The 18860-nt window shown below is 57.6% G+C and carries 10 protein-coding genes and 3 pseudogenes; 12 read left to right on the forward strand and 1 reads right to left on the reverse strand.

Translation table 11 applies throughout. The features are described from left to right. Positions 1–710 precede the first annotated feature (710 nt). From I6F12_RS10630 to I6F12_RS10645, 4 genes and pseudogenes are all read left to right on the forward strand, one after another. The gene (locus I6F12_RS10630; protein ID WP_225156155.1) at positions 711–1565 is read left to right on the forward strand and encodes a MaoC family dehydratase; all 855 of its coding nucleotides are present in this window, start codon (positions 711–713) and stop codon (positions 1563–1565) included. 296 nt (positions 1566–1861) lie between these two features. Beyond that, positions 1862–2185: a CCE_0567 family metalloprotein gene (locus I6F12_RS37470; protein WP_345944166.1), complete on the forward strand. Its 324-nt coding sequence runs from the start codon at positions 1862–1864 to the stop codon at positions 2183–2185. Between the two features lie 114 nt (positions 2186–2299). Next, positions 2300–2472: pseudogene (locus I6F12_RS10640) on the forward strand (IS5/IS1182 family transposase); the annotation flags it as partial. Between the two features lie 345 nt (positions 2473–2817). Further along, positions 2818–3315, forward strand: coding sequence for a hypothetical protein (locus I6F12_RS10645; RefSeq protein WP_225156156.1), 498 nt, complete (start codon positions 2818–2820; stop codon positions 3313–3315). A gap of 558 nt (positions 3316–3873) precedes the next feature. Here the strand turns inward: I6F12_RS10645 and I6F12_RS10650 are convergent. Next, positions 3874–4813: pseudogene (locus tag I6F12_RS10650) on the reverse strand (IS630 family transposase). A gap of 323 nt (positions 4814–5136) precedes the next feature. Here I6F12_RS10650 and I6F12_RS10655 point away from each other — a divergent pair. The 8 genes and pseudogenes from I6F12_RS10655 to I6F12_RS10690 form a co-directional block, all read left to right on the forward strand. Beyond that, positions 5137–5913, forward strand: a pseudogene (locus I6F12_RS10655) (IS630 family transposase); the annotation flags it as partial. A gap of 720 nt (positions 5914–6633) precedes the next feature. Continuing rightward, positions 6634–7842: an acetyl-CoA C-acetyltransferase gene (locus I6F12_RS10660; protein ID WP_225156157.1), complete on the forward strand. Its 1209-nt coding sequence runs from the start codon at positions 6634–6636 to the stop codon at positions 7840–7842. 150 nt (positions 7843–7992) lie between these two features. Next, positions 7993–10212, forward strand: coding sequence for a 3-hydroxyacyl-CoA dehydrogenase NAD-binding domain-containing protein (locus tag I6F12_RS10665; RefSeq protein ID WP_225156158.1), 2220 nt, complete (start codon positions 7993–7995; stop codon positions 10210–10212). A 16-nt stretch (positions 10213–10228) separates the two neighbouring features. Then, positions 10229–11401 carry a Xaa-Pro peptidase family protein gene (locus tag I6F12_RS10670; protein WP_225156159.1) on the forward strand — a complete coding sequence of 391 codons (1173 nt, stop codon included), beginning with the start codon at positions 10229–10231 and terminating at the stop codon, positions 11399–11401. A 435-nt stretch (positions 11402–11836) separates the two neighbouring features. Further along, positions 11837–13171 (forward strand): diaminobutyrate--2-oxoglutarate transaminase, encoded by a 1335-nt coding sequence (ectB, locus tag I6F12_RS10675; RefSeq protein WP_225156160.1) that lies wholly within the window; start codon positions 11837–11839, stop codon positions 13169–13171. A 1588-nt stretch (positions 13172–14759) separates the two neighbouring features. Further along, positions 14760–14954, forward strand: coding sequence for a hypothetical protein (locus tag I6F12_RS10680; protein ID WP_225156161.1), 195 nt, complete (start codon positions 14760–14762; stop codon positions 14952–14954). A gap of 753 nt (positions 14955–15707) precedes the next feature. Then, positions 15708–16316, forward strand: coding sequence for a transposase (locus tag I6F12_RS10685; protein ID WP_225156162.1), 609 nt, complete (start codon positions 15708–15710; stop codon positions 16314–16316). A 1766-nt stretch (positions 16317–18082) separates the two neighbouring features. Further along, positions 18083–18826 (forward strand): hypothetical protein, encoded by a 744-nt coding sequence (locus I6F12_RS10690; RefSeq protein WP_225156164.1) that lies wholly within the window; start codon positions 18083–18085, stop codon positions 18824–18826. Positions 18827–18860: the final 34 nt, after the last annotated feature.

An 18860-nucleotide genomic window follows, 5' to 3' on the forward strand; every position in this document is an offset into this window, starting at 1 on the left:
TGGCGGTTGTATCGCTCGCCAACGCAACGGAGCTTCTGTGCGCTCTACCGGTGGAATGGATGCGTGACCCGCACAAACCGCAGCGGCGCTCTTGAAGCGTCTGCATTCTCAGTTGGGTTACAACCAGCTGGAGCGCGGCGTTTCGTATGTATGTCGCGGGCTACAAGGGATCGTTATTTTGGTCAACTGCCGCACGAGGTGGCTCATGCTTGGCGCATGCAAGCCTCCCTATGCATGAACGCTGATCAGCGCGATTTGTAACGGAGCAGTCGTGACTCGTGTGGTTCCTTCGAAACGCGTGTCATTAATCCGACGCGCGTCGCAAAACGAACGGGCTCCTTAGAAAAGGCGCGATATTTTCTATCGAGCGACTTGGTATGTGATTTGCTTGCCCGTGAATCTAAGCAATTGGAGGGCGAGCCATCGTAAATCTCATGGATAACTCGCTGAATGCAACCGGTCCTCTACTTCCCGTCGGCGCAGACGGCGAACGGCTCGCGCATCACCCGTTGCAGATTAATTTCGTCCATTGCGATTTCGGGAAAATGAACGCAGCCGGAGGACGAAGCTGGTGATCCAACCGAAAGCGACGGGCCGCCATTCTCCACTTGATCCACTCTCTTGCTGTGGGACAGGGGGGGCACCCAAGCGGACGCGAAAGCCGCAACAACAGAACCGCTAACTTTCAGCCCAGGAGGAGTTTCAAAAAGATGCCGATCGACTACGAACAGCTCATTGCCATGAAGAATCTCAACCAGAAATATAGCTACAGCGATCGCGAGGTAATGCTTTACGCGTACGCTATCGGCATGGGTGCCGATCCGCTGGATAAGGAGGAACTCGCCTTTGTCAATGAGGCGACCGCGACGCCGCGCCCGTTGAAGGTGGTGCCGACCTTCGCGTCCGTGGCTGCTTGGGGTGCGAAACCCGGCGAGATGAACCTCAACCACGTAATGTTGCTGGACGGCGAGCGCGACATCATCTTCCACAAGCCGCTTGCGACCGCCGCTAACATCACAGCTGATTCCACTGTGCTTGCGGTGTTCGACAAGGGCAAGGACAAGGGCGCCGTGATCCAGCACCAGACCGTATTGAAGAATACAGAGGGTGAGCCGCTCACGACGATTGTTGCCTCGTATTTTGCGCGCGGCGACGGCGGTTTTGGCGGATCATCGGGTGGCCAACCCGCCCCGCATCATGTCCCGACCCGCGCGCCTGACCGGACAGTCGATATTTTGACCCGCCCCGATCAGGCGCTGATCTATCGCTTGTGCGGCGACCGCGGCCCGTTGCACTCCGACCCCACATTCGCGAAACTTGCTGGCTATTCCAGACCGATCCTGCAAGGTATGTGCACCTATGGCATCACTTGCCGGGCTATTTTGCAAACTTACGCCGACTATGATCCGACAGCGTTCAAACGGCACTCGGCACGATTCTCTTCGCCGGTCTATCCTGGAGAGACTGTGACGCTGGAGATGTGGAGGGATGGCGACGTAATCTCGTTCGAGGCGAGGGCGCGTGGCGCTACGGTGATCAAGAACGGGATGACGTTGTTGGGCTAAAAAGGGATGTTTCTGAGCACCATGTCGGGTTTACAACGATACTCCGTCTTGCCGCGCGAACACTCGAACGTCAGGCTGCACTGGTACGCTCCTTGCTAACGCTAGCTAAGAGATGTCATTGCAACTTCAGACCATTGAAGGACATCAGCATGAGTGGACTGCGAACTTAGCAACGTGGAATTACCTACTTCAAATAGCTGGTCAGCGAAAAATCGAACCAAAAGAAATGTTCGAAATAAAGCGCACAAAAGTACTGAGAGACTTTCAAGCGCATAGCAAATGATTCAGGGCATCTCATGAGCGATCTTGAAATCTTGAAAACTGAGGTGAGGACACTATGGGCCAAAGCGACGCGGGCCAAGACGGATCTGTGTGACCTTTTAGGGGAACTTCCCGCCAACTGGACGTTAATCGTGGCGAAAGCGCAGGAGGCGCACGATGCGTTTTCGGAACTCGAGCGCAAGCGCGGTAACCTGGAAGAGGTAGAAGAGGCCTCTGGATATCCAAGCACGGCATTTGCAACGCGCGACGGCTGTAGCTCGACGCCGGATTGCCTGATTTCGCTCAATCAACAACCGTGCAACGGCTGCGGACGCTGTTTCAGAATTTGCGGAGTTTGAGAGAAATCGACGAGGCGGACGATCGGTCAGGCCAGCGATATGACCCGCCGCTTTCAGCTGAAGTGAGCGGATGCAACCTCGCGCTCGGTTGCCTGCATCAGGCCGCCATCTAGCTACGATGGCGACGGCTTTCGCGCCGAAATCGTCAATCGCGGCGCCAAGCTCGTCATTCCAAACAAATCCAACAGGGTGATCCTCACAGCTTCAGCAAACGCGCTTACAAAGGGCGCAACGTTATCGAGCGCTGTTTCTGCCGGCTCAGGTACTTCAGGCATGTCGCGACTCACTAGGACAAACTTGCCAGCCATTCTTGGCAGCCATCCACCTCGCCACCATCTGCCGACTGGATCAATTGAGTCTGAACCTGGCACCACTTTGGCACATTCGTCGATTTGGCGAGCCTGCAATGATTGGCTCGAAAATGGGCGATGAACCTGATGCTCATCAACGTCTGGACCCGCAAATTCGGCAGGGTCCTCCGTTTGCCGCAGGGCGATATGCCGGCCAGGCTGGGCGCTGGCCGGCCCTTCCAAATCTGCGGTGTTGCGCCGGTTCGGTGAACTCTCCGCGGCCCGGATGGCGGAGGGGGGCCACCGATCTGTCGCGCCTCAATTTGCTCGCGGTCCAGATCGATGGGGCTTCACGTCGACGATGATCTGATCCTCGTGGCGCGTTGGGGTTCGACAGCAATGGGGAGACGCTTCATCTGGCCGTTGTCGATGGCGCGACAGAGAATGCGCCTACCGTACAAAGCACTCCTGAACAAGCTGGTGTGGCGTGGCCTTGATCCTGGCATCTGCGGCCTCTTCATTGTTGACGGCGCGAAGGCGCCGGAGAGGGCGATCCGGCAGAACTTCGGCAGTCACACGCCGATCCGCGGTGCCAGGTTCATAAGGCTCGCAATATTGTCGAGCGCTTGTCGAAACATCTCCATGCGACAGTCAGAAAGGGCTGCCGCCGGCCTGGCAAATCAATTACCTGGGCGCGCCGAACATCTGATCAAGAATCTGGCCCCTCGACTAGAGCTTGAGACACCGGGCGCATCGGCCTGCATCCTCGAAGGCCGGGATGAGATCTTCACGGTGATGCGCCTTGGCCTGCCGTTGGAACTAGGGCGTTCGCTTGCTTGATACCCAACATCATCGAGAACATGAACAGCACGATCCGTCGCGTTTGTTGCAACGCCAAATGCTGGCGTGACGCGAGCATGGGTTGCGCTGGACGCTACCGACATGATCGAGGCGGCTAATGGGCTTCAGCCGCCTGAAGACGTGCAAGCAACTGCCGGTCCTCGCGTCGGCTCTGAAGGCCATTCAGACCCGCCACGCTCCGCTTGAGCAGGAGAGGAAGGCCGCGTAAGGTCAGACTCCCGCACCGGCCGCTCCGCGAACTTCAACATGAAGCGCGACATCCCCTTACTATAACTCGCCACTTTATCCGACACTGCGCTACCTGAACCGATGCTTCGCGCGTCCGGTGGTGGCTCAAAACTAGCCTCAAGCGACGTCGCCGGCGATGATTGGATCCGCAGGGTCTCTTTGCGCGATCCAACGCTCTTCGGCCATTGGCCTGCGCTATGCGGCGCAACGGCTGGACGATAAGAGCCGTATGAGCCGCGAGGCTCACGTACGGATCCATGAGCCCTGCGCGGTGAAAGTCCCCCGGGCGATGCCTAAAGCGTGATGGCATTAGGTTCGATAGCCTGAATTTTTGAGGTAGTTGGCGCATTCCTCGGAGGTGAAGGCATCGAGTGCATGGCCGATTGCGGTGCAGACCGCGTCGACGGTTCGGGCGGCAGCTTTGCGGACGAGCTGCTTGAGCTTGGCAAAGACCTGTTCGCTCGGGTTCAGGTCTGGCGAGTATTTTGGCAGGAAGAAGAGTTTGGCGCCGACCGAAGGGATGAGCTGGCGAACCGCTTTGCTCCTGTGGCTACAGAGATTATCCAAGACGACGATGTCACCGGGCGGAAGGGTCGGCAGGAGAACCTTCTCGACATAGGTGCGGAAGCTCACGCGATCGATCGGCCCCTCGATGAACCATGGCGCATCGATCCGGTCATGGCGCAGTGCGGCCAGGAAGGTCATGGTCGTCCAGCGGCCGTGGGGAACTTTTGCGTGAAGCCTGCTCCCGCGCGGCGCCCACCCCCGCAAGGGCGCCATATCGGTCCGGGTCCAAGTCTCGTCGATCAAGACCAGCCGTTCAGCTTCGACGCGATCTTGATACTTTGCCCACTGGGCTCGCCGCCGCGCGACGTCGGGACGATCGCGTTCGCCAGCCGCCACGCTTTTTTTTGAAGCTAAGCTTCTCGGCATGCACGAAGTCCCATACCGAGTGATAATCGACTTTCAGGCCGCGCCCGGCGAGCTCGGCTTCGAGACCGCGTATGGTGAAATCGCCGTCCTTGATCCGCTGCGACAGCCAGACCGCGTACTCACCCGAAATTGCCTTCGGCTTGTAGCCGCCGATCTAGCTAGGCTCGACACTGCCGGTCCATCAACGCGCTTCATCCAGCCGATAGCCGTGCTGATTGCCACCCCAAACTGCTTGGCGGCCTGATTGCGGGACATCCCGCCCTCGATCGCGGCCCACAACATGCTTGCGAAGATCAAGAGAGTACGGCTTGCCCATCCATGCTGGCCTCCGTCCAGCCAGCATGGTGAATCAGAAACCGACTGAGCTGGGAATCCCAAATCGATTCAGACTAACCCCATCCCGCTTTAGTGCACTGCCGGAGCAAGCAAGAAGCGGAACCCCAAAGCCTCGATCTCCAGACTCCACTCGCGGAATGCGAGCTTGAGATGCACCCCACCAAAGCTGGATCGTCTACTGTAAGGACAGCAGGCAGAAGGAAAGCTATGAGAACGCGAAGTTTGACTTCCTCGGCTGCTGCTTCGGTCCCGGACAGGCGCTAGAAATCGCAGCCTCCTTGGTGTTCTGCGGCTTTCTGCGTGGGCTCGATGATCGAACTTACCGAACACAAGAGCCTGTCGCACGAAACTCTCCGGCGGGGTCTGGCGGAAAATGGCCTTAAGCCCTGGCGGAGGGATATGTATTGCACTCCACACATCGACGGTGAATATGTCGCCCGAATGGAGGACTGCCCGATCTCTATGCCGAGGCGCCCGATCCAAAGCGGCCGGTCCTGTGCTTCGACGCAAAGCCCGGTGCAACTCATCAGCGAGGCGCGTCAGCCGAATCCGGCCGCGCCCGGTCTGCTCGAACGCTACGATTACGAGTATTGTAGCAGCGGCACGGTCAATCTCTTTGTTTTCCTCGATGTGCATCGTCCCTCGCACTAGATCAAGTTCACCGAGCGGTGTGCAGCAGAAGATTGCGTCCACTGCATGCACGACAACGTCGACCTCTATTATCCCCATGCCGAGACCATCCGGGTCGTTCAGGACAACCTATCGATCCACTCCGCGGGCGCACTCGATCAGGCGTTCCCGCCAGCCGAAGCAAGGCGGCTCTTGCGACGGCTCGAGTTTTACTACACCCCCAAGCACGTCACCTGGCTCAACATCATGGAGATCGAGATCGGCGTCCTGTGGAGTCAGTGCCTGGATCGCAGGATCGGCGATCCCAAGCGGCTGCGCCGCGAAATCGCCGCCGGGGGACGCAAACGAAATGCTGCCCGCACCCCCATCAAATGGATGTTCACAACCGACAAGGCTCGCGCAACGCGCCATCCTGCCATTGCCAAAGAGTCACAACCCGTGCAGGGCTAACAATTCCACGACTTCGAACTTGCTGTTGACGTAAATCGCAAGATCGATCGCGCAGAGTTTGCGTCCGTCCAGTGTCGTCTCATCGGCCTAAGGCCCTTCTCGATATCGAGACGCTTGCCGGCTGCGGCGCAGGCTGCCCCTTGAGCCCGTTCTGCTTGGCAACTCCAATCGGTCTATCGATCAATTTGGCCGGAGTGTCGCCGCGCGAACTGGGAGGCTGGCCAAGAATCGCTTCTCACCCGTATTACACTCGCAGATTTGCGTTCCGCGAGCTACCGTGACGTCTTTCACACCAACGAGTGCAAATTCTGTTCGGTTTCTGACGGAACGTACGTCTGTCCGGTCCAAAACACTGACCCAAACTGCAGCCTGAGAGCCTTTTAAGGATTGATGGTGCTGAAGAGCCTTGGCACGGCCTTTGCTCCTAACCGCTAGTAACACTGCATATATGCGAAGAATGGGCGAACTTCTCGGTCACTTAGACCCGTTGTCACTTCCGAGAGGGAGAGATGCATTTGTTTATTAGAGGGGCGGCGTCACCAGCGGTGAGCGTCAGGAGTCGCTCTGAGGGAGTGCTGAGCGTGCAATCAAAGTGGATTATTTGCGGATTCGCGCATGCCGTTCCGGCGAGCAGATGCGCGGGGCGTCCGAGGAAAATCCTGGCGCTCATCCCAAGTTCCATCCGGTGTTACATGATTGTCATCAGTCAACGAGGACATTATGCCTGAAGCATATATCTACGACCACGTTCGTACCCCGCGCGGCCGTGGTAAGTCCGACGGCGCGCTGCACGAGGTGACTGCGCTGCGGCTTGCCGCTGTGCCTATAGAGGCACTGAAGGAGCGAAACAACTTACCGGAAGATTCTGTCGATGACGTTATTCTCGGGGTTGTCGATCCTGTCGGCGAGGCCGGCTCGGACATCGCGCGTTTCGCGGCGCTGAAGGCGGGACTTGGTGAGGCTGTACCCGGCGTGCAGATCAGTCGCTTCTGCGCCTCCGGCCTCGATGCTGTCAACTTTGCTGCCGCTCAGGTCATGAGCGGCCACAACCAACTGGTGATCGGCGGCGGCGCCGAATCCATGAGCCGAGTTGGCATCGGCGCCTCCGGCGGAGCCTGGTCAATGGACCCCTCCGTTGCCGTGCCCGCTTACTTCATGCCGCAGGGCGTATCGGCCGACCTGATCGCCACAAAATATGGCTTCTCACGCGACGACGTCGACGCCTATGCGGTGCAGAGCCACAAGCGCGCCTCAAAAGCCTGGGACGACAGCCTCTTCGAGAAGTCCGTCGTGCCGGTGAAGGACATAAACGGTCTTACTATTCTCGCCAAGGATGAACATATTCGCCCGAACACGAGCATGCAGTCGCTGGCACAGCTGAAACCCTCCTTTGCTGACATGGCGGCAATGACGGGCTTTGATGCGGTCGCGGTGCAGGCGCATCCTGAGATCGAGCGGATCAACTATGTGCACCATGCCGGCAACTCGTCGGGCATCGTCGACGGAGCCGGCGCTGTGCTGCTCGGCAGCAAGGAGGCGGGAATCAGATTCAGCCTGAAGGCTCGCGCCAAAATCCGCGCTTTCACAAGCGTCGGCTCGGAACCCGCGATGATGCTGACTGGTCCGGTCGATGTCACTAAAAAGTTGTTCGCGCGATCAGGCATGAAGAAGTCCGACATCGACCTCTTCGAACTTAACGAGGCCTTCTCTTCCGTCGTCCTGCGCTATATCCAGGCCTTCGAGATCGACATCGATAAGATCAACGTCAATGGCGGCGCCATCGCGCTTGGCCATCCACTCGGCGCCACAGGCGCCATGATCCTCGGTACCGTGCTCGACGAGCTTGAGCGCACTCATAAGGAAACCGCGCTGGTGACGCTATGCGTTGGTAGTGGTATGGGAACCGCAACCGTAATTGAGCGGGTATGAACGCGTTGCTCATACCGAGGCAGAGACGCCGAAGCGAACTGCGAGCCCGCAATATTGGAATGAATTCGTGCGTGCCGTGAAGCGCGTTTGCGCCATGCAATTTCGGGTATTTCTGGCGCAGCGTGGCAGTCGGCGTTAATGGAGGATCAAATGCAAAACTTCAAAGTCGAGACTGAAGCCGACGGCATTGCGTTAATTACATGGGATGTTCCCGGCCAGTCGATGAACGTGCTGGACGAGACTGCGGCTGGCGAGCTCGGGGAGATCGTTAAGCAGGTCTCAATCGATGCGGCGGTCAAGGGCGTCGTCATTACGTCCGCCAAGGAAGCTCTCTCGGCTGGCCTCGGTCCTTCGATGGTCGAAGGCATGAACCGCACCTTCGGTCAGGTGTTGAGGGAGAAGGGCGAGCTGGCCGCGAACCAGATGCTGTTCGACGAGAGCCGCCGCTTCTCGCTCGTCTTTCGTGCAATCGAAACGTCACGCAAACCTTGGGTCGCCGCGATCAACGGGCCCACCGTGGGCGGCGCCTTCGAGTTGATGCTGTCCTGCCATTACCGCGTTGCGGCTGACAATCCGAAGACTCGAGTTGGCCTACCTGAGATAAAGTTTGGTCTGCTTCCGGGCGCCGGCGGCACCCAGCGTGTGCCGCGCATCGTTGCGCTCCAGGACGCAATGCAGATCCTCCTCAAGGGTCACGAGATGAATCTGGCGCGTGCCAAAGAACTGAAGCTGATCGACACCATCGTTGCGCAAACTGATCTGATCAGGGCGGCAAAGGACTGGATTAGGGACGGCGGCAAGGCAGTGGCGCGCTGGGATGAGCAGGAGTTTAAGCTACCGAACGGCCCGGTCTTCTCTAATGCCAGCAGGATGATATTTCGAGCCGCTAACGCCCTTCATCGACGCGAAACTTACGACAACTATCCGGCCGCGCGCGCGGTCATCAGCTGCGTCTACGAAGGTTTGCAGCTACCAATGGATGCGGCGCTTCGTGTCGAATCGCGCTATTTCGCGCACATCCTTCGCTCGAAGGAGACGCAGGCGATGGTCCGCTGCCTTTTTCTTTCGACTCAAGAATTGGCCAGGGGCGCGCGGCGGCCGCGGAACGTCCCGCCTACGAAAGTAGAGAAGATCGCCATAATCGGCGCAGGCTTCATGGGTGCTAGCGTCGGTTATGTCTCGGCGATCGCTGGTATCGATGTTGTCCTGATTAGCCGTCATCAGGAGAGCGCGGACAAGGCAAAAGCTCACGCCAAAGCAGTGTTCGATGATCTCATCGCAAGGGGCGGCGCCAATAAAGGTGATCGCGACAACACGCTTTCCCGCATTACCGCCACCACCGATTACGCTGCTATCAAAGATTGCGACCTCATAATCGAATCGGTGTTCGAGGACCGCAAAGTGAAGTTCGACACATACGCAAAGGCGCAGCCGTTCCTTAAGGAGGGCGCGATCTTTGCCTCCAACACCTCGACGTTGCCGATCAATTCGTTGGCCGAGCAGTTCGACGACCAAACAAAGTTCATTGGCATCCATTTTTTCTCGCCGGTCGAGAAGATGAAGCTGGTCGAAATCATCCGGGGTAAGAACACTGGCGATGTCGCAGTCGCGACCGCGCTGGACTATGTGCGGCAGATCGTCAAGGTACCCATCGTGGTGAACGACTCCCGCGGGTTCTTCGCCAATCGCTGCGTGCGACGCTATATCGCCGAGGGCACCGAAATGTTTTTGGAGGGCGTACCACCCGCGATGATCGAAAACTGTGCTAAGATGGCGGGCATGCCGGTCGGACCGCTCTCATTATCGGATGAAGTGGCGTTGGATCTTCGCTTAATGGTGATGAAGGCGACCGAAGTTGATCTGGGCCGGAACGCGGTCGATCAGGCACACAAAAGGCTGCTGGTCGAGTTGGTGGACAATCAGGGCCGCTTCGGCCGCAAGAACGGCAAGGGCTTCTATGATTATCCAGAGAAGGGCAAGGGGAAGAAAAGCCTCTGGCCCGGCCTTATCCAAATGCAACCGAAGCGTCTCAATCCGGATACGCTCGATGTGGAGGAGCTGAAGCTGCGCTTTTTAGTAGTACAGGCGTTGGAAGCGGCGCGCACGGTAGATGACCAAGTAATCACCGATCCGCGCGAGGCTGATGTAGGATCGGTCCTGGGATTCGGCTTTGCGCCCTTCACAGGGGGCGCGCTGTCCTATATCGACTCCATGGGCACCAAGAAGTTCCTTGAGCTCTGTCGCAAGCTGGAGGCCAAATTTGGCGACCGTTTCACCCCGCCTAAGCTCTTGCGAGATATGGTGGAGAACGGCGACACATTTTACAGCCGCTTCTACCATTGCCCTATCGATCGCCGTGGTAGTCCGTAAGCGCGATAGAGGGATCATGACCACTTGGCTCGTTTTCGAGAGGCGGGAGTTCCTTGCCCGTCTCGAGGCAACCTGCAGGCAGCTCGACGAGCACAAGCTCGACGTGGCGCTCGTGTTCAGCCCCGCCAACCAATATTATCTCACGGGCTACAACTCAGAAGCTCACTACATTCCACAGGTGGTGATCGTGCCCGCCGATGGCTCGCAGCCGACTCTCATTACGCGCGCGATGGATGCACCTACGGCGACGCTCACCTGTTACCTCGATACAGCCCACGTGATTGCCCTGCCTGAGAGCTTCGTGGGTATCTGCGAAAAGGATGGCTTCAACTTCATCTGCGACCATCTTAAATCGATGGGCTTCGCATCGAGGCGCATCGGCGTCGAGATGAGCGCCGGCACGTTCAGCGCCGCCTCCTGGGAAAAGGTCAAAAGGCTGCTGCCGAACGCTGCTTTTAGGGACTTTAGTGGCGTCATCACCCGGCTGCGGCTCATCAAATCTCCGGCGGAGATCGCGTATATGCGTCAGGCCGCCGCTATTGCAGATGAAGCGATGAGGGCTGTGGTCGACACGATTGGCCCTGGCGTTCGCCAGCGCGACGCCGGTGCGGCTCTGGTTGCAGCGCTTGTACGCGGCACCGACGAATTTGGTGGCGACCGTATCCCCCTCCCAAAGGTGGCCGCAGGAAAGCAGCGCGTGAGAGCCCCGCATCTCACCTGGACTGACGGGGTTTACAATCTCGGTGATCCGGTCAATATCGAACTCGGTGCTAGCCGTTGCCGTTATATCGCGGCGCTATCGAGGTCCGTTTCGGTCGGGAAGCCCAGCCCGGCGCTCAAGAATATCCATGCAATTGTGCTGGAAGGGATGGAAGAAGCAATTGAGCAGGTGCGGCCCGGAAATGTCTGGGGCGCCACCTCCGATGCATTCCAGAAAGTCATCGTGCCGCGAGGCTACACCAAGACGTCACGCATCGGATATTCGATCGGCATCGACTGGCTGGAGCCGACCGCCAGCCTCCAGCAAGAGGACACAACGACCTTCGTGCCGAACATGACCATGCATATGATCTGCGGCATGTGGGAGGAGAAGGACATTGGTTATGTCCTTAGCGAGACGTTCCTCGTCACCGAGAATGGTGCAGAGCGTCTCGCGAAAACACCCCGCGCGCTCTTTGTGAAAGAGTGAGCTGCTTGGCGCGCGATCCGGGTACAGGGGTGTTGCATTTGCGATCTCTTTAGGGACATCCGTCAACTATAGGTCGCCCTCACAGTGGAGTCCGTGAACGCACCGATCGCCGCGCAACCTGCTGACAAACCTTTTTCATCCGTGGGACCGCGTATACGAGGGAATCTCGATGAAGTTGGTGAAGAACCTAGGACGGTGTATCCTGACATGGCAGCGCAAACAGACAAATTGTGAAAAGCGCGGAAGACTCTCAGACTTAGTAGGTTTCTCCCGGCCGGTTCTCAGATAACAGTTGGAGGCGCTTCCGGTAGATGTGCGTCGCGAACCCAAATACGTTGAGAGGTGCGCCGAAACCTAGGGATAGAGGAATGCATAGCCGTCCATTGTTGGCAGCGGGTGTTCAGTGAATCGCTTGCTTGCGGAGGAGATGACCACATGAGTGAACTAACTGCAGCGTGCAACATGAAAGTTATCGAAGCTCTAGAATCGAACGTCCGCGCGTACTCACGCTCTTTTCCAGCTGTTTTCAGCAAGGCGCGCGGTTCAATCATGCTGACGACGAGTGGTCGAAAGGTCATCGACTTCCTCTCCGGTGCCGGAACGCTGAACTACGGCCACAACAATCACGAGATCAGAACTGCTATTACCGAGTATCTAGCGTCCGACGCCGTGGTTCATGGGCTCGATATGGCAACACCCGCAAAGATCGAGTTTATGGAGACCTTCAGCTCTATCATACTTCAGGAGCGAAATCTGCGGTACCGATTTCAATTTACGGGACCGACAGGAGCTAACGCCATTGAGGCAGCATTAAAGCTCTCACGCAAAATAACAGGACGTCAAAATATTATTTCGTTCACAAATGGATATCATGGTATGAGCCTGGGAGCGATTGCCGCGAGCGGCAATCGCTTTTACCGGAAAGCCAGCAGCATTTCTCTATCCGGTGCTACGTTCATGCCGTACGACGGCTACTTTGGGCCAGCGAATAACACGGCTGAGTACTTGAGAAAGATATTGATGGATGACAGCAGCGGGATTGATCGCCCAGCAGCCATCCTCGTCGAAACTGTGCAAGGAGAGGGGGGCATAAACGTAGCTCGCAAGGAATGGCTGCAATCAATTCAGGCGATAGCAAAAGAGGTCGGGGCCGTTTTCATAGTTGACGATATTCAAATGGGCTGCGGTCGCACTGGCGAGTTCTTCAGTTTTGAATTCGCAACGTTGTCGCCAGATATTGTCGTGATGTCGAAAGCTCTGAGCGGATATGGTTTGCCGTTGTCGATGTTGTTGATCAAAGAAGAGCTCGACGCATGGCGGCCAGGAGAACACACGGGCACATTTCGAGGAAATAACCTTGCGCTCGTATCGGCAAAGGCAGCGTTGAATTTGTATTGGCGAGGTCGGACGTTCTCGCAAGAGATTCGACGCCTGGGAGATCGTATGCGAACTCGACTTGACGCTATTGCATATGAGCATGGAAGCCACTTTGTTGTTCGAGGGCGGGGTATGGCATTGGGATTCGATTGTAAAATCGCAGAAACCGCGGAAGCGACGTCGCGTAACGCCTTTGAAAGGGGATTAGTTATCGAACGATGCGGGGCCATTGATCAGGTCATAAAATTTCTACCCGCACTCACCATCGACTCCGATACGCTAAGTCAAGGCCTCGACATATTCGAGGAGGCGTTGGTAGAGGCGATGAAATTGGACAAACTCAGAGCGAGCCAGAATCACAAGTCGTTCAGAGGCAAGCCTGCTATGGTCTAAGACGGCCATCGCCGAACAGATCTTCTTTGTGATCCTTTGGACAAGCTCAATGCCTTTACGTCGGAAGCGAGCTGTGGCTTCTCATCAAATCACGCTGCCCGTCTGAGGCTAAGCTTCGGGAGAGCGATCCCTGGGCTCACAGTTCGCATGTCAAAGTGGCCCGTACTCTTTTCCACTTTCATGAAGAGAGCCTGCCATGGACCATAAAAACAGACGCACGAAGTGTGGGCACTGTCCTGCCAGTGGGCGAATGGACAGGACCCATTAAGATCTGCAAGAACTGCGTTCTGACAGTAGCGCCAACAATCTGCGCTATAATTCTACGGCGATGGTTCAAACCGAGCATATTGATCGGTTCTCCTCGCCAACGATCTCGTAACCTATTTCCCTTATCGGCCGAAGGTCAGCAGTGAGGCAGCGGTCATCAGTTGCGACTGGGAAGAACCTCCTCTAGCATTACAGTTAGTGCGCCGGGAGACGGCAAGCAGTAGGCGGTGGAAGTCACTGCGATGAAAGAGTAGCGATTCACTTCGGCCCGAGGCGTGCGCAGGCGTCCGCGCGAATGCGGGCGAAGCGACGGCAGGGGAGCACAGCCATCGAGCCGCGAAAGAGCTTATTCCCGAGAGCCGATGCTGTCAATTGACCGGAAGGCAACACGAAGGGCGCGATATCGCGAGCGTCCGGTCGTCTCGGCGTGGTCGCAGGCCCTGGCATGTGCAGGAGCGTTTTGTACGGAAACGGGGAGCTCTCTTGCTTGTCCAGGTGCTCACGGAGCAGTCTGGCCCGCGGTGGGAAGGCGTGGAGCTGTAGCCGCGATGAACGATCTGGAGAAGTCTGAATCCGCCATAGTAGCTATGAAGTCGTCGAACAAAGCCGGAAGTCCGGTGGCGGAGGCGATGGAGGGAGGGGCGGGGACTAAGGGAAACGCGAGACAGCAAAGCACGCTCCGGACACAAGGCCGAGATCGTGTGATGAAGGAGCTTGTTCGCCTACGGTAAGGCGCAAGGCAGAGGTAGGAAAGAGCGGTTCACCGCGCTTCTCCACCATATCAACGCCGACACGCTCGGTATGGCTTTCTCTGCGCTCAAGCGCAAAGCAGCCCCCGGCGTGGATGTTGCGACATGGCAGGACTTCGAGACAGATCTGGAGCCTCGGCTTTCGATCTGCACCGACCGGTCCACGGAGGAGCGTATCGTCCCCAACCGTAACGCGGACGTATATCCCGAAGGCCGACGGTCGGGAGAGAGCGCTGGCGATCGCGGCCTTGCAGGACAAAATCGTTCAGGGCGCGACCGTTATGGTGCTCAACGCCATCTACGAAGGCGGCTTCGTTGGCTTTTTCTACGGGGGTTCGACCCGGTAGAGGTCCACACGATGGGCTGGACGCCGTGCCGGTAGTTCACAACCCTGAAAGATGAACTGGATACTGATGCCGACGTGCAAAACTTCTTCGGTAGTGTGAACCAAGACTAGCTGGTCCAGTTTTTGGAACGCCGCATCGGCGACAAGCGGCGCATCATCCGCCTGATCCGTAAATGGCTCAGGACGGGGTCGTAACGTGGCCGACAGGGGAACGGGGCAGGGACCGGTGATTTCACCGCCTCGCCATGCTTACCTGCACTACACGTTCGATCTCTGGGCCGAACGCTCGCGGCGGCAAGAGGCCCATGGCGACATAATTATCGTGCGCGATGCCGATGATCTCGTGGTTGGCTTCGAGCATGAGGACACGCTCGCCGTTTCCTTCATGAAATGCGTGAACGGCTTGAAGCATTCGCGTTGACGCTCCATCCCGACAAGCCCACCTGATTGAGTTCGGTCGCCCTGCGGCGACCAATCGCAAAGGGCGCGGCATTGGCAAACCGGAGACGTTCATGTTTCTCGGCTTCACCCACATCTGCGGTAAGTCGCGCCGAGGAGCTTCCTGCTCGAAAGGAAGACCCGAAAGTCCGTGGAAGAAGCTTCAGGACATCAAGGAAGAGCTGCGACGACGGATGCATCAACCCATCCGCGCCCAGGGTGCATGGCTGAGACAGGTCGTCAACGGCCAGTTCGCACTATGGCATTCCCAAAATGGGGGCGCTCTCGGCGTTTCGCTACCATGTGACCGATCGTTGGCTTCGAACGCTCGGCGGCGAAGTCAACGAGGCGGCTTCCCCAGGATCATATCACGAGGTTGGCGGAGAATGGCCAACCCCGTATCCTCCATTCTTGGCCACAACAGCGCTTCGCGGTCACCTGCCCAAGGGTAAGAGCCGGATGCCTTAATTGGGCTCGTCCGGATCCGCGCGGTGGCGCTCAATAATGAGTGCCGCTACCGCGAACAACTGATTGAGGGTTCCGAATCCATGGGTGACCACAATCCGAGATCTGAATTTGTTGTGCGTCAGTTCAAGATACACTGACGCTGTTGGCTTCCTCGTTGTGAGATGCCAAGCAACGCATCCGTCCGCTGTCTACGCAGAAGCGGGTGACGGCCGCGGCGCGGCAGTGTCACGACGGACTGTGGGACAACAAGCCGCGCAAGATAGGTTAGATGCGGTCGGAAGCGGTTGACGATCCGGGCCCTTGGCGCCGGCAGGCGATCCTGGGCCAGGGACAGTGGGATGCCGATGCGCTGCGCGACTTTGTCCGTGAGTACGCGCTGGAAACGCTTGGCGATCAGGAAGCCGTTGTGGTCATCGATGAGACCGGCCCTTTGAAGAAGGGCAAGGCCTCGTGCGGGTCGCACGCCAGTACACCGGCTCGGCAGGCAAGATCACCAATTGCCAGATCGGGGTGTTCGCCACCTATGTGGCGCGGCATGGCCATGGCTTTTATCGACCTGGCACTCTACCTGCAAAGGAATGGACGGACAAGCCCGCTTCGCCTGAAGGCGGCGCATGTGCCGAGGGATGTGCGCTTTGCAACGAAGCCCCAAGACCGCACGCTGAATGATCTTTCGCGGGATCGCCGCAAAGGCGCCGTCTCGTTCGTGGCGGCGGTCAACGTGTATGGCACGGGAGATCGAAACTCTGCTGCGCAAGGCCGGCAAAGGTTATGTTCTGGGTATTGCTTCCAATCATGTGTTCCGGTCCTGGGACAAGCCGGAGCCCCGGCGCCGCCGCCGCCATCGCGCAAAAACCTTCCCAAGAAGGCCTGGTGACGCCATTCGTCCGGCGGACGGAACAAAGGTTCGCGCTGGCACGACTGGGCCTATCTCAAACTGGCCGATCTCTAAGTCAGTGAATACAACGATGACCTTGCCGGGGAATAGACGCGGGGTCTCCTGATCCGCCGCAACATTGCCACGGCAGCTTGGCCAGTGTCTCCACATGGTGGCGCACGGCTACGTCCATGCAGAAGCTGCCATCGGTGGAAGGCCATCGCTGGGCCATCGAGCACAGCGTCGAAACCGCTAAGAACGAGCTTGGCCTGGATCACAACGAAACCCGTTCTTGGCATGCTCGCTCGTCATGCTTGCCTTCGCGATGATGGCCGTCATGCGTCATCAGTCCAACACTGGACCACCGCTCAAAAAGGCGCGACCGCATCCTCGACCGAAGCGTCGTTCTTGATCCGGTGGTCGATCTAGGACATCCGCCGTAAGGCTACGCCGTAGCCGAGATTTCTCGGTGCGCATCCCCGTCTTGAAGTGACCTCAGGTTTCGCGTGCAATACAGCGTCAGACCCAGGAAGTAGAGAGTTTCGGGGCGGTTGCTGCCGCGCTTGCCAGCGTGTCTTTGCGCGAACTGACCAAACTCGACCAACTTGGCCTTGATCCTCTCCAGACGGAGACCGAACTTCGCCAATCGTAGCCGCAAGGCGTCCAGTACGCGGATGGCGTCCGATCGATATTGGAAACAGATCACAAAATCATCGATGTAGCTCAGCAGTCGGGTTAGCCTCGCAACCGTCCCTTCACGTCACGTTCAAACCGAATGTGGAGAACGTAATGAAGGTGCACGTTGCTCAACAGCGCACAAATCGATCCACCCTGCGGCGATCCCTGCTCAGTTGGATTAAGCGCTCCGTCTTGCAAGATGCCCGCTTTCAACCACCGCCGGATCAAGCTGATCAGGCGTGGATCCCCGGCAAACCGGAGGACTCAATCATGACTGAGACTCCCGAAGAACTTCTTCGAGTCCGCCTCCAGCACCCCGCCGATGACCTCCTTGAGGGTCGCCAAGGCGTGATGGGCGCTGAGCTCCGGCCTGCCACCGAACGAACAGGCAAGAAGTCCTGCTCGTAGATGGCGGACAGCACTCAGCCGTGGTGCGCTGGAGCGCCGGTCAGCGACAGTCGGCACCCCGAGGGGCCGCTTCTCCGTCTTGCCTGGGCTTTGGGATATAAACCCGCCGAATGTTAGGCGCGCGATATCGTTGCCGGTGGGGCGATTAGAGCACCTCCCGGTCCCGTACAAGAAGCTTCTGCACGTGCCAAAGGTCTGCGACCACGCCGAGACGATCGGGCGCTCGCGATGTCGCGCCCCTTCGTGTTGCCTCCGCTCGGTTGACAGCGTCGGCTCTTAAGAAAAAGTTCTTTCGCGGCCCGATGGCTGGCTTATGCGCGCCTGCCGACGCTTCGCCGACATCCTCGCGGACGCCTTCGCATGGCTGAGGCCAATGTGGATCGCTACTGCTTCATCGCAGTGAACTTCCACTGCCTACTTGCCGGTCTCCCGGCACCAACTGGAATGCTGGCGCGTCTTGCTTAGTCTTGGTCCTCTGAGCCGCAAGCAGATTGCGGGCCGACAATGTTCCTAAGACCGCAGGACCGCCGATGTCATCTCCTTCAACCGCCGCCAGTCCCATCGATGTTACTACGACAACGCGAATGCTGATTTGTTTCGGGTCCGGTATCTGTCTTACCAGACTAGGTAGTGTCGCAAGTCGCTACCAATGACGTACGATCGAGTTCGCCATACGGGCGATGATGATGCCGTATCATCACGGCAGAACAGGTGTAAAAATGGACAGCGTAGTCAATCCGCTCCAACTTTCACGGTTCATTAGAGTATATGATGACGCCGCGGCGAACAAAGGTATCAGACTTTCAATAGGATTTGATTTTCACGACTATGTCTCGATCACACGTTCTCTTCCAACCAAGACACCGACGTATCCAATTTTCCGACCAGATCGTTCGCCAATTGAAAAAGGCAAGGGATATTGGCTCATAGGCCTCGACAAGCATAACGAGGTCGCACTGGCCGAGGCCGCTCGACTATATGATCTTTCGCACACCAACTTTGCCGAGCTTCTTGAATCTTTGAAAATGTTCTACGCTGATCCGGCCACACATGCGCATCCTCAGGACCGTTGTATCTGCACGGCGCCAAGCGCGCGAAAGATTACGGGTAAAATGGCCTACCACGGGGATGTGTGGGTGCGCCCGGAGTTTAGAGGCCAGGGCATGCTAAAAATCATGACAGGAATACTGCGCGGTGTGACTCTTGCCCTGTGGGCTCCTGACTACGTATGCGGGCTTGCAGGAAGGTGGTCGCTAGATAAGAGCGTGTACGGTGCGATGCATCATGAGCCAGGTGGAGCGATGTTGCACCTAGTGGAAGAAGATATCGTGGCCGAGGATTGGCTTCTGTGGACGACAGGCGAAGAATTGAGGAACCTTCTTCTTGCTTCCCACGACAGAAGCGATCGCACTGTCGAGTCATGACGAGAATGGCGGTACGATAAGATGTCTGCACAGG

Source organism: Bradyrhizobium sp. IC4059, assembly GCF_020193615.1.
GTDB lineage: Bacteria > Pseudomonadota > Alphaproteobacteria > Rhizobiales > Xanthobacteraceae > Bradyrhizobium > Bradyrhizobium yuanmingense.

Coding starts and splice junctions, on each gene's coding strand:
- I6F12_RS10630 (WP_225156155.1), top strand. CDS start 711: ATGCCGATCGACTACGAACAGCTCATTGCCATGAAGAATCTCAACCAG.
- I6F12_RS37470 (WP_345944166.1), top strand. CDS start 1,862: ATGAGCGATCTTGAAATCTTGAAAACTGAGGTGAGGACACTATGGGCC.
- I6F12_RS10645 (WP_225156156.1), top strand. CDS start 2,818: ATGGGGCTTCACGTCGACGATGATCTGATCCTCGTGGCGCGTTGGGGT.
- I6F12_RS10660 (WP_225156157.1), top strand. CDS start 6,634: ATGCCTGAAGCATATATCTACGACCACGTTCGTACCCCGCGCGGCCGT.
- I6F12_RS10665 (WP_225156158.1), top strand. CDS start 7,993: ATGCAAAACTTCAAAGTCGAGACTGAAGCCGACGGCATTGCGTTAATT.
- I6F12_RS10670 (WP_225156159.1), top strand. CDS start 10,229: ATGACCACTTGGCTCGTTTTCGAGAGGCGGGAGTTCCTTGCCCGTCTC.
- ectB (WP_225156160.1), top strand. CDS start 11,837: ATGAGTGAACTAACTGCAGCGTGCAACATGAAAGTTATCGAAGCTCTA.
- I6F12_RS10685 (WP_225156162.1), top strand. CDS start 15,708: ATGCGGTCGGAAGCGGTTGACGATCCGGGCCCTTGGCGCCGGCAGGCG.
- I6F12_RS10690 (WP_225156164.1), top strand. CDS start 18,083: ATGATGATGCCGTATCATCACGGCAGAACAGGTGTAAAAATGGACAGC.